Here is a 567-nt window from a genome sequence, read left to right as displayed (position 1 = left end):
TGACCAGCACGATCGGGGCCAACGCCACCGTGAAGTTCAGCAACGGCCCACCCCCGGGCGCCGTTCCGGTTGCCCGGCCACCGACCGGACGCGCGTTTCACCCCCGTGGGCTTGGCGGGCGGGTCTGGCTCGGGCGGGGGACGGTGTGGGCATGGGCTCAAGCTATCATCGCGGCAAGCCAGGCGTGCGCAGGCTGAGGGTCGGCCGTGCACGCGTGGCATTGGGGGCTGGACGCGTGCACGGCCGGGATGGTCAGGCGCTGAATCACTCGGATCCGGCGCGGGCCGCTTAGGCCTCGAAACGCAGCAGCACCTTGCCCGATGCGGCTGAGTTGCGCGCGGTCTCGAACGCCTGCAGCGCATCGGCCAGCGGGTATTCGTGGGTGACGGCGGCGTCGATGTTCAGCGAGCCGTCGGCCAGGGCGGTGAGCACCTGGTCGATCTCGTCGTTGAAGCGGAAGGAGCCGACCAGCTCCAGCTCACGGGTGATCGCCAGTGAGATCAGGGCAGGCTGTTCCCCGGAGGCAGCAGCCCCACCATGACGACCCGCCCGCCGCGCGCCGCACCG

At 70.9% G+C, this 567-nt stretch carries 1 pseudogene; it reads right to left on the bottom strand.

What is annotated here, in order from left to right:
• Nucleotides 1-288: 288 nt before the first annotated feature.
• Nucleotides 289-567 (bottom strand): annotated as a pseudogene (locus tag JCM19049_RS17110) (zinc-binding dehydrogenase); the annotation flags it as partial.

It is taken from the genome of Arthrobacter sp. JCM 19049, from assembly GCF_001310435.1.
This window is presented reverse-complemented; position numbering and strand designations above follow the sequence as displayed.